Annotated in this window: 8 protein-coding genes; all 8 read right to left on the bottom strand. The window is 47.1% G+C overall.

Annotated features, from left to right (window positions below; all coding sequences use genetic code 11):
• Window positions 1-144 precede the first annotated feature (144 nt).
• The 8 genes from purD to NQ564_RS15870 all read right to left on the bottom strand — a co-directional run bounded on the left by purD (window position 145) and on the right by NQ564_RS15870 (window position 12288).
• Window positions 145-1416, bottom strand: a complete 1272-nt coding sequence (purD, locus tag NQ564_RS15905; RefSeq protein ID WP_008146858.1) for a phosphoribosylamine--glycine ligase — start codon at window positions 1414-1416, stop codon at window positions 145-147.
• A gap of 219 nt (window positions 1417-1635) precedes the next feature.
• Window positions 1636-3837, bottom strand: a complete 2202-nt coding sequence (locus NQ564_RS15900; protein WP_008146856.1) for a S9 family peptidase — start codon at window positions 3835-3837, stop codon at window positions 1636-1638.
• Complete coding sequence (locus NQ564_RS15895; protein WP_008146854.1) at window positions 3821-5341, bottom strand: THUMP domain-containing class I SAM-dependent RNA methyltransferase; 1521 nt, start codon at window positions 5339-5341, stop codon at window positions 3821-3823. Before NQ564_RS15895 ends, NQ564_RS15900 begins: the two co-directional genes overlap by 17 nt.
• 117 nt (window positions 5342-5458) lie before the next feature.
• Entirely contained in the window at window positions 5459-6358 is a 900-nt protein-coding gene (locus NQ564_RS15890) for a serine O-acetyltransferase (RefSeq protein ID WP_008146853.1), read from the bottom strand.
• Between the two features lie 122 nt (window positions 6359-6480).
• On the bottom strand, window positions 6481-6969 hold the full coding sequence (locus NQ564_RS15885) for a pyridoxamine 5'-phosphate oxidase family protein (protein ID WP_008146850.1): 489 nt from the start codon (window positions 6967-6969) through the stop codon (window positions 6481-6483).
• A gap of 244 nt (window positions 6970-7213) precedes the next feature.
• Window positions 7214-9853, bottom strand: a complete 2640-nt coding sequence (locus NQ564_RS15880; protein ID WP_227963172.1) for a family 78 glycoside hydrolase catalytic domain — start codon at window positions 9851-9853, stop codon at window positions 7214-7216.
• Between the two features lie 331 nt (window positions 9854-10184).
• Window positions 10185-11477 (bottom strand): tyrosine--tRNA ligase, encoded by a 1293-nt coding sequence (gene tyrS / locus NQ564_RS15875; protein WP_008146846.1) that lies wholly within the window; start codon window positions 11475-11477, stop codon window positions 10185-10187.
• Between the two features lie 97 nt (window positions 11478-11574).
• On the bottom strand, window positions 11575-12288 hold the full coding sequence (locus NQ564_RS15870; protein ID WP_008146844.1) for a TatD family hydrolase: 714 nt from the start codon (window positions 12286-12288) through the stop codon (window positions 11575-11577).

The raw sequence follows: 12288 nt of genomic DNA, 5'->3' as shown, positions 1-12288 counted from the left end.
TTACCGGACGCAGATGACTCAGAATACACAGACGGACACAGATTTATTTTGTCGATAATTAATAATATCTGCACTCGTCTACGTTGTCTGCATTCCATGAATACCGAGATCTGACACACCCTCATCATCATGTATAACGACAATTTATAAATCGAATCCGATATCGCTACGGAAATATTTCTTTTCGAAATCGATGAGCTTGGCACCGGCGAAGGATCGGGCAAGAGCTTCTTCCTTGTTAGCTCCGTAAGAGCTGACAGCGATGACACGACCGCCACTGGTCAGGATCTGTCCATCGTCAGCTTTTGTTCCGGCATGAAAAACGATGTTTTCGACGGAAACCTTATCCAGGCCACTGATAACCTTTCCTTTTTCATACGCTTCAGGATAACCGCCGCTTACCAACATAACCGTTACGGCCGCACGCGGATCGTGCACCAGTGTACGGCTACCCAAATTACCTTCGGCCACACCCTCCAACAGTTCAACCAAGTCGCTCTGAATACGCAACATGACGACTTCTGTTTCCGGATCTCCCATACGACAATTATATTCGATCACCATCGGTTCGCCCTTCACATTGATCAGACCGAGGAAGACAAAACCCTTATAATCGATATTTTCCGCTTTCAACCCTTCGATCGTCGGGCGAATAATACGCTCGTCCACCTTCTGCATAAACACCTCGTCGGCAAAAGGAACCGGAGACACGGCTCCCATACCACCTGTATTCAGACCTGTATTGCCTTCGCCGATACGCTTGTAGTCTTTTGCTACCGGGAGCACCTTGTAACTTTCACCATCCGTCATCACGAACACGGAACATTCGATACCGTCCAGAAACTCTTCAATCACGACCGTCTTGCTGGCATCGCCAAACATACCGCCTAGCATATCGCCCAGTTCCTTCTTCGCTTCTTCGAGCGTGTCGAGGATCAACACACCTTTACCGGCAGCCAGACCATCGGCCTTCAACACATAGGGAGCCTGCAATTCTTCAAGGAAAGCATATCCTTCTTCTAAATTTCCGGCTGAGATACTCTTATAACGGGCTGTCGGGATGTTATGACGCATCATGAACGCCTTCGCAAAATCCTTGCTACCTTCCAGTTGCGCTCCCTCTTTCGAAGGGCCTATTACCGGAATACCTGCCAGGGCTGCATCGCTTTTGAAATAGTCATACACTCCTTTCACCAACGGATCTTCCGGGCCTACCACCACCATATCGATATGGTTTGCCAAGGCTAATTCCTTGATAGCAGGGAAATCGTCCGCCTTGATATTTACATTCGTACCTACCAATGCAGTACCTGCATTACCGGGAGCAATGAATAACTGATCCACTTTCGGGCTTTGAGCAATCTTCCAGGCTATTGCATGTTCGCGGCCGCCTGAGCCTAATAAAAGAATATTCATTTTTTTATAATTGACGAGGGTGTGTCAAATTGATATTACTGGACGCGGATGACGCAGAATACACAGAGGGACGCAGATTTATTTTGCTGATAATTAATAATATCTGCGTTAATCTGCGCTCTTCTGCGTTATCTGCGTCCCATGAATACCGATATTTGACACACTCTCATCTCTTTTTAATGGTTATTATTTTTTTGTTCTTTTCCTAATTGTCCATTGTCAATTCTTAAGATAGTCATCGAAATAGCGCGTTATCTTCTCATACAGATGCGGACGGTCTTTGCCGATCACATTATGCAGATGGCGGGGATAAACGAAATAGTCAGGATATGTATCCGCATCCACACAAGCTTTCAAGAATCCTAAACTGTGCTGCCAGACAACAACCGGATCAATATCTCCGTGGATCAACAGCAAATGTCCCTTCAGGTTACCCGCTTTCAATTTCAGGTTGGCATTCTTATAACCTTCCGGATTGTCCTGAGGACGGTCCATATAGCGCTCGCCATACATAATCTCGTAGTTACTCCAGTCGATCACCGGACCACCGGCAACTCCCACTTTGAACAATTCCGGATAAGAGCACATCAGGTTCGTTGTCATAAAACCGCCGTAGCTCCATCCATGCACGCCAATACGGTCGGCATCGACATATGGAAGTGATTTCAGGTACTCGACACCTTTTACCTGATCCGCCATCTCGTTCACACCTAAATTACGATGTATGACATTTTCGAAAGCCTGTCCCCGATTTGCCGATCCCCGACTGTCGAGCGTAAAGACCACATATCCGCGTTGAGCCATATAGATATCCCAACCACCTACACCGTTCTTCCATCCGCCTGTTACCAACTGGGCGTGTGGGCCACCGTACACATAAACGATCGTCGGATATTTCTTCGTCTCATCCAGACCGACAGGTTTTACCAGACGGAAATTCAAATTAGTGACACCATCCGCTGCCTTGATCTTTCCGGTAACGATTTCCGGCATCGCATATCCTTCATACGGATCTTTCGCCGTCAGCAATGTTCGTAAGGTTTCTCGCTTCTGTCCGTCAATAATCGAAATTTCACGTGGAACGTCAGGAGCAGAATAGCTGTCGATCAGATATTTGCCAGACGCGCTAAGTTGCGTGGCATGCACTCCCTGCAAACCTCCCGAAGTCAATTCGTAAGAAGTCCCCTTTTTTAGGTCCAGACGCGATGTTCCGACATACAAAGCATCGCCATAACTGAACGAGCTCAGCATCGACGGCCTTGTGGAAGAGAAGAACAACGCCTTTCCCTTTGCATCGAAACCGAGGATATTCAAAACTTCCCACTCGCCTTCCGTCAACTGTTTCAACAATTCTCCCTTCGTATTATACAGATACAAATGATTATAACCATCGCGCCGGCTCTGCCAGATAAACTGGTCCGGGTTATTCGGCAGGAAAAGCACCGGATGTTGCGGCTCTACATAATGCTCATTCTTTTCGGTAAACAGATCCGCCTCTTTCTCACCCGTCAAAGCGGAATAGCGTACCAGATGCATCTCATTCTGATCCCGGTTCAGTTCGGCAATATAAATACTCTTTTCATCCGGGCTCCAGGCTATATTCGTCAGGTACTTTTCCTTCGGTAATCCGGTTTTCAACCAGACAGTTTTTCCGGTCGCCAAGTTGTAGACACCAACTGTCACCTCATGGCTTTTCATCCCAGCCATCGGGTATTTGTGCGGTTCGGCTTTCGCACAGCGGGCGGTAATGTCGACAAACGGATAGTCCGTCACCATGCTTTCATCCATCCGGTAGAAAGCCAGCGCCGAACCGTTCGGGGACCAGAAAGTCCCTTTATGGATACCAAACTCGTTCTGATGAACGGACTTCCCGCAGACAACACCTTCGGCCGTTTCGGACGTCACGATACTGACAGCGTTATCCGGTGAAAGGATTTTCAGATTATCACCCTCCGTAAAAGCCAAATAACCATTGGCCGGACAAAAGTCGAAGTTCTCCCACGAGCTGTTCAAGTCATACGTGCTCACAATCCTGTTTTCCAAAAAGTCGTAATGGAAACGATGGCGCTTGGCATTAAAAGCAAGCACCGGCTGATCTTTATAAGGAGCCGAGAAGAAGGGCATGCTCCCAACCGTCTGTGCACCGGCCACCGTAAGCGCTTCATTCAGCTGCTGGCGGGTAAAAGCAAGTTTCACCTCCTTTGTCGATTCTCCACTCATCATGCTGTCACCCTTGACATACAGATATATATCTCCGCACCATTGCAACTGTTTCAAGTTGTGGGGCACAAAGTGGCTTTGCGTCTTCCCTCCGGGAATCAGATCATGCAAAGTGAACTGTCTGTCTTGTCCTATCATCGACAACGGATTTATAAGTGCCAAAGCACAGAATACACCTAAGATATTAAGCCTCAAAGTCATCCTTACCTCTTCTTTTGAATGGTTTCTTAAACGAACGGTCGCCGAACTTCCTATCTCCAAACTTTTTCTTACCGCCAAAATCCTCATCATCCTTAAAATGCCTCTTGACAGGGCGTTTGCCGCCAAAATCCTTACGGGCTGGACGACCATCTGCGCGATCATCGCCAAAATAGCGTTTGCCGGGGACAAAAGGAGCCCGTTCGCTGTCGTCTTCAGCATGTGCAGCGGCAAAACGACGGTCAGGACGATCCATGCGGTCGGTACGGAAGTTCGGACGTGACTGACGATCCGGTTTACGTTCGAAAGAAGGTTTTTCCGGACGGGAAGGACGTGCTTCGCCCTCTTCGCTCAACGCTTTTTTATAATCTTTGTTCTTCCCTTCGAATATGTCATAGCAACGGTATTCACATTCCAGCGATCCGTTCATAAGCTTCATCTTTTCGCTCGGCTTCAGGCCGATCTTGTCGAAACATTCATCCTTATAACTCAGAATCCAAACCTTATAGCCGGTAAACACATGTTTGACACGTTCACCAATCATGTTGTACAATCCTAACAGGTCACGACTGGAAATACGTTCTCCATAAGGAGGATTCGTCACCATGATGCCCGGCTGTGGAGCCTCCGTGCATTGCTGGAACGGCTGGGTCTTGAGTTCGATATATTTCATCAGGCCGGCACTGCGGATATTCTTCTCGGCAATCTCGATCGCTGCCGGATTGATATCAGCCCCATAACATTTGAAATTAAACTCACGTTCCTGGCTCTCGTCGTTATAGATGCGGTCGAACAATTCCTGGTCAAAGTCGATCCATTTCTCGAAAGCGAACTCCTTACGATGCACGCCCGGTGCAATATTCAAAGCAATCATCGCCGCTTCGATCAACAGCGTACCGGAACCGCACATCGGATCGACGAAATTCGATTCGCCTTTCCAGCCTGTTTTCAAGATCATACCGGCAGCCAGCACTTCATTCAACGGGGCTTCCGTCTGGTCCACACGATAACCACGCTTATGCAAGCTCTCGCCTGAACTGTCAATAGAAAGCGTACAATCGTTATGAGAAATATGAATATTGATATACAGATCCGGATTGTTTACACGGACAGAAGGGCGTTTCTGCTCCTTCTCCATGAAATAATCCACGATCGCATCCTTCGTACGATAAGCAACAAATTTGGAGTGATTGAAATCTTCAGAGTAGATTACAGAGTCGATGGCAAACGTCTTGTCCAAAGACATGTAGTTTTCCCATTTCACCTTCTTAACCTCTTTATAGACAGTATCGGCGTCTTTAGCTTTAAAGTGATAAATAGGCTTCAAGATACGCAATGCCGTACGACAATAGAAGTTGGCTTTGTAAAGCACTTCCTTATCTCCGGTAAAGGAAACCATCCGGCGGCCAATCTGAATATCGTTGGCACCTAAAGATAATAACTCGCCGGCCAGTATTTCTTCCAACCCATAAAGGGTCTTGGCCACCATTTCAAATGTCTCGCTCATTTCAATTGACAATTGACAATGGACAAAACAATTGACAATTAGATATTGCTCTTGTTTGTCTCATTGCATATTAATACTATAATGTTTTTATTATTTTCTCTCTTTAATTGTCAATTGTCAATTATCCATTGTCAATTGACTGACGGTAGCGCCTGCCGGAACATCCTCTGTGATCCAGACGTTACCGCAAATCGTGGCTCCTTCACCGACATGAATCCTACCTAACAAAGTTGCATTGGAATAGACCGTCACATGGTCGCCCAAGACCGGATGGCGCGGCACACCACGTATTGCATTCCCGTTTTCGTCGGGTGGCAGTTTCTCTCCTGCCAAACTGACCCCCTGGAAGATACGGACGTGGTTTCCGATCACACTGGTCTCCCCGATAACGGTTCCCGTCCCGTGGTCGATCGAGAAATAGTGTCCGATCTCCGCACCCGGATGGATATCGATACCAGTCTCCGAATGGGCCATTTCAGTAATCATGCGGGGAATAAAGGGGACGCCCAACCGGTATAGCTGGTGCGCAATGCGATAGTTGCAGACAGCCCGGAAACCGGGATAACAAAAAATAACCTCGTTGATGTTCTGCGCAGCGGGATCTCCGTTGAAAGCGGCTTCAGCATCCGTTGCCAACAGGCTGCGCATTTCGGGAAGCATCCGGATAAAGGCTTCCGACAGTTTCTCCGCCTCGGCAAGGATCTTTTCTTCGGGACAGGAGACACAGGTAGTATCAGCAAAACAGAGTCCTGCATAAATCTGCCTGGAAAGCAGCGTATGCAACGTTCCGACATTTACACCAGTATGAAAACGGATTGTCTGCTTGCTGATCCGTGCGTTCCCGTAATAACCGGGGAAAAGGATTGCCCGGCATAAATCGATGATCTCTTTCAGCACTTCACCCGAGGGTAGCGCCTCTTCATCGCGGTAAGCATGAAACAGTTGTTGGTAAGACCCCTCGTCCGAGAGCATCTCAACTGTTTCATTCAAAACCTTGCTATGCTTTTGCAATCCCATTATTCAGCAATATCATATTTGGCAACAAAAGTAAAAAGAAATTGACAATTGGCAATTGACAATGGACAATTATTTGCCCATCATACAACGCTTTATCCAAAAAGACAAATCACCCCATAACCTCAACCTTCAATTTTCAGCTTATTATGCGGTGCCCCGAATTCCTTGCAGGTCACTTCGTCCATTTCCACAATCCATATTTTGACATTCTTCACAGCCGGATCGGAATAGCGAAATTCTTTATCCGAATACTGTTTCATAATGATATCCAAAGCTTCCGTTTTTTTATCGAAATCTTCTTCAAAGCGGACTTTACCCCAGCAAATCACGCTCTTGGAGCGCATCCGGTAACTACAAGCAACCTCCGGATGCTGGAAAACAAGATCATGGTCCGTGCTGAACGTAATACAGACGCGCGGATTCCGTTCTAAAATGGATATACTCCGTCCTTCTTGTGCCGAATGCAGGTATATAACACCATCACGGTAACCAAAGTTCATCGGTAATACGTAGGGAGTCCCATCCGTATCGGCCAGTCCCACATAGCAAATATCACACTTCTTAATAGTCTCTTCAATCAGTTCTTTGTCGGTATGTACTAATGTCTTCATTTATCATTTCTATTTTTATCCCTACAAACATACAAGTTTTTTATCTTTTTCAAGTTGCTCCCACAGGATATATTTATTGCATCCTCTTACAAAGGCAAAATGGTCATCCTCATTTTTCTATTGACACGTCATACTATCATAACAAAGGTTCTTTGTCAGTTTAAGGGCAGCATTTCGCAATCAAAACCCAACAAATAAAAGAAATTGACCTCGACAAGCGCTACCGGATGAGGATCCAACTATCCTAAATGAGGGACGATACGAACCGATGGATGCCCGATCCAACATTCCTGTATTTCTTGCCGTCAGGCAAAATGACCGTAGCAGTCGTATTGATGGGTATCTCGACTGTCAACTCGAACGAATCCGCTTCTATCCGCCAGTCCGAGCGGACAGGGCCATAAAGGGATTGATACGAACCGCTGCAATAAGTGAGGCCCCCCACAGGTTGAGGAGCGATGACTATGTGTTTCATCCCCGGTTCCGCTTCATCATAACGGATTCCGGCAAGTGTCCGGTAAAACCAAGCCACCACGCTGCCGAACATCGGATGGCAACGGGATGCCTTTCCTTCCCACCGCTCCCATAAACAGGAATAACGGTCGTCCATCACATACCCGAACCCCGGCATCTCGTGCTGGTTCATCAACTGGAAAGCGATATCGGCACGTCCGTTATCACTTAATACTTTCAGGAGCAAAGGTGTTGCCATAATACCCGTGTCAAAATGATTTCCTATACTATCTAGATGAGCAAGCAAAACGTTGAACACGGCTTCCTTTTCATCTTCCGGCACCATTCCGAAAGCCAACGGGAATACATCCGCACCTTGTCGCCCTTCCCAATAATGATGGGTCGATGGGTTGAAAAAGACAGTATTGAAATCCTGCCTAATCTGTGTGCACAGCTGGTCAAAGTACCGTCTGTCTTCCTCTTTCCCTAAAACGGCTGCTACCTTTGACATCAAGTCTGCCGAATGATAGTAATAAGCCGTATTAACCAGCGGTTCGGGCAGTTCCATCTTCTTCCCCGGCGCACACCAATCCCCCAGGCACCAGCCATTCGGTTCTTCCCGGACGATGATTCCACGGGTGTCAGTCCTCGTTCCCAGATAGGCAACCCATTGTTTCATGCCTTCATAATGACAGTTCAACAAAACCGTATCGCCATAATAACAATAATAGGCCCAAGGCATAATCACATAAGCCGAGCCCCATGCCGGGCCACCTCCTCCGCCACCGAAGGGAGCGGTATGCGGAACATAGCCGCTCTTCCGGTTCCGGGCATCCTCCATATCGTCAAACCATTTCCGGTAAAACTGGGTCATATCGAAAGACAAGATAGAACTTTCCACGACTACCTGCGCGTCTCCGGTATAGGCCAGCCGCTCCCGGTGCGGACAGTCACTGCTGATACTACCGTGGAAGTTATTTTTTTGCGTTCGCAGGTAAACCTCGTTGATCTTGTTAAACAATTCGTTCGAACAACTGAAACTTCCGGCAGGCCGTGGATCAGTATGCACGACTTTTGCCATCAGACTTTCCCTGCTCATCCTGACCTGTCGGGATATAACTTCGATATAGCGAAACGTATGCCAAGTGAAACGCGGCTCCCATTGTTCTACTCCACCACCCCGCAATGTATAAAGGTCCACCTGCCCGAAATCATCCTTCTCCTCTCCGATAAAGCGGAGCTTTATCCGGTCTCCGGCATCGCCTTGCACCTTTATATGCGCCCAGCCTGAAATCATCTCCGGAAATGCATACCAATAAGTAGAATCATTTTTCTGTTCGCAGCTTACCGGCTGCAATGTCCGGGTAATTTTCTCATGAGGGGCAAGTTGTGCATGCAGGCAGCCCTCCGGTGCCCTCACCAGAAGAGCTTTCTTCCAGGAAGAATCCTTATACCCGTTCCGGTTCCAGCCGTCCAGCTCCAGCCGGGCATCATATTCTTCACCTGTAAATATGGCGTCATGCAATAAAGGACCAGTCGTTGTCTTCCAGCTATCATCCGTAGCGACCAGTTCCGTCGATCCATCGGCATATTCTATCTCCAACTGACAGAGCAATCGGGGCGTATCGTACCACATACAACCTTCCACCGTCCGGTCGCGTTGATTATACCAGCCGTTTCCCAACAGGACCCCAACCGTATTCTCCGCCTCCTGTACCAAAGGCGTAACATCAAACGTATTATAAAGAACCCTTCGAGCAGATTGATCGTCAAAGAAATACAACATCTTTTTGAGCGAACGACGGTCGAAATTGGTAACAGCGGGAGCCAATACCTGATCACCTACCCTTTCGCCATTCAGATACATTTCATAAAAGCCCAGTCCGCATATATAAACTTTCGCTTGCTTAACCGGCTTGTTTATACGGAATGTTTTACGGAAATAAGGAGCCGGGCCGGTCAATGTCGAATCGGGATAGCAATCCTCCCGGTTACCGATCCATCGGGCTTCCCAGTCGGACGGTTTCAACAATCCCATCGTCCATCTCCCTGTTTCACTCCAGGGCGAAACCTCTCCTTCTTCATCCCAAACCATCGTTTTCCAATAAAGCGTTTGCCTGGAATCAAGCGGTTTCCCCTCATATCCAACCTGGCAGGAACGGGAAGATACTATTTTTCCGGAATCCCAAAAATCCGCTTTCCCTTCAGCCAACAGGGAAGGGGTACTTGCTACAAGGACACGGTAGGCCGTTTGTTTTTTCGCTTGCCCAGAGGATTGCAACTGCCAACTTAACAAAGGCTTTTCATTCTCCACCGCAACCGGATCTTCCAAATATTCACACCGAAGATTGCAGACAGATATTCTTTCCTGTCCCGAAACAGAAACCACCAGCCCCCAGAGGAAAGAGAGTAACAGACAATAATACTTCATAACATTAAGATCAACTAAGTTTCCACAATATCCAATGTACAAATATATAGATATACCAGCATCCGCCACTTACAAATTTGGGAATTAATCATGCAGAAATGATACAAAAAGATAGATTTCCAACCACAAAAATAAAAGGGCCGAAACTTTCATTCCGACCCTTTTGTTCTGTGAGTTGTCTCACGAGGATTCGAACCTCGACAGACAGAACCAAAAACTGTAGTGCTACCATTACACCATGAGACAATCCGGCGCTTTATCTAAAGCGATGCAAAGGTAAGAATAAAATCTTACCTTGCAAGCTTTTTTTGTAAAAAATCCAAACAGTTTCTTATTTTACGATCAGTAAATAGTAGTTCTTCTTACCTCTCTGAACTAGCAAATATTTCTCATCCAGCAGGGAAGAACAGTCGATAACCATATCCTGATCCGTCAGTTTTTCCTTATTTACACTGATGCCACCACTCTGAACCAGCTTGCGCATTTCACCTTTCGACGGGAAAATCGCCGCCTTTTCAGTGAACAGATCAATCGCCTTGACACCGGCACTCAACTCGTCGCGGGAAACTTCGAACTGGGGAACGCCGTTGAACACATCCAACAATGTCTGTTCGTCCAAATGTTTCAATGCTTCCGACGTAGAGTTTCCGAACAGGATGTTAGAAGCTTCGACAGCAGCATCGTAATCTTCCTGGGAATGAACCATGATCGTCACTTCCTTTGCCAAACGTTTCTGCAACGGACGGAGATGCGGCGCCTCTTCCTGTTCCTTGATCAGAGCATCGATTTCATCCTTGGGAAGATCGGTAAAGATCTTGATATATTTGGCAGCATCAGCATCACTCACATTCAGCCAGAACTGGTAGAATTTGTAAGGAGAAGTGTAACGGCGATCCAACCAGACATTGCCAGATTCAGTCTTGCCGAACTTGCCTCCGTCGGCTTTCGTAATCAACGGACAGGTCAAAGCAAAAGCCTCGCCGCCCAACTTACGGCGGATCAGCTCCGTACCGGTCGTGATATTCCCCCACTGGTCGGTTCCTCCCATCTGCAGCCGGCAACCTTCGTGCTCATACAGATACATATAATCGTATCCCTGAAGCAACTGGTAAGAGAATTCCGTAAACGACATGCCGACAGAAGATTCGCGGCTCAGACGTTTTTTAACAGATTCTTTAGCCATCATATAGTTAACAGTGATATGCTTACCGATATCACGGATAAAATTCAGGAAAGAATAATCCTTCATCCAGTCGTAATTGTTTACCAACTTGGCAGCATTAGGTGCGTCCGAATCGAAATCCAGAAACTTGGACAACTGCTTCTTAATGCTATCCTGATTATGACGAAGCGTTGCTTCATCGAGCAGGTTACGTTCTGCCGACTTCATTGAAGGGTCTCCGATCATACCGGTAGCTCCGCCGACCAGAGCAATAGGACGGTGTCCTGCACGTTGGAGATGTTTCAGCATCATAACCGATACCAGGTGACCGATATGTAATGAGTCAGCCGTCGGGTCAATACCTACATAAGCAGAAGTCATCTCTTTTTGCAACTGTTCTTCTGTTCCGGGCATCATATCAGCGATCATGCCCCTCCATGTTAATTCTTCAACAAAATTCATCGTTTTAGATTATAGTATTAATTGAATGCGGACAAAGGTACGACTTTATAATTGAAAATGGAGAATTGAGAATTGAAAATTAGGGTATAACAGTGATTTAAGGTAGATGAAGGATATCGCGGACATTTTCGGCAATCTGCCCGGCGAACTGTTCAAGCCGAAGATTCAAGGAAGCCGAAAGGTTCCGGTAGACAGTACGGATATCGATTTCGCGATCGTCCGTTTCGGCAAACAAGTAGCCAGGCCATGCTTCGTGCACAGCTTCGGGATGGAAATGCTCACCAAAAGAAAGATAAAAGCCCTGTCGGATCAATTGTCTGGCCAATACTGCATTGCCACGAAAGCCATGAATCACCCAGGGCATACGGGGCTTAAGTTCCTTTTTCAACGCAATCAGCTCGTCCCAGGCTTTCACGCAGTGTATGATTAAAAAGATGCCGAGGTTTTCTGCAAAAGCTGCCGATACTTTGAAGATTTCCTGCTGACATTCCAACGATGCTTCCACCAATTTATCAAGGCCAGTCTCGCCGATTGCCACCACGCCCGGAAGCATTGCCTGCCGTTTAAGGTCGGTTAGTTGTTCTTCTACATCATATATATACCAGGGATGAATACCGACAGAATGGAACAACCCCGTTCCCGCGCTCGACGCGGGATCGCACAAGCAACCGGCAGTATCCGCTTTTTCTAATCGCGATATGACCTGTCCCGGATGTGATCCCGCGTCGAGCGCGGGAACAAGACAGTTGACTATGGCGACATCTTCCGGATAGACGGGCAAATGGTGAGTATGTATATCGTAATAAACCAT

The sequence above is a fragment of the Parabacteroides johnsonii DSM 18315 genome (genome assembly GCF_025151045.1).
GTDB lineage: Bacteria > Bacteroidota > Bacteroidia > Bacteroidales > Tannerellaceae > Parabacteroides > Parabacteroides johnsonii.
Note: the sequence above shows the minus strand (reverse complement) of the source record. Positions and strands in the feature narration are given on the sequence as shown.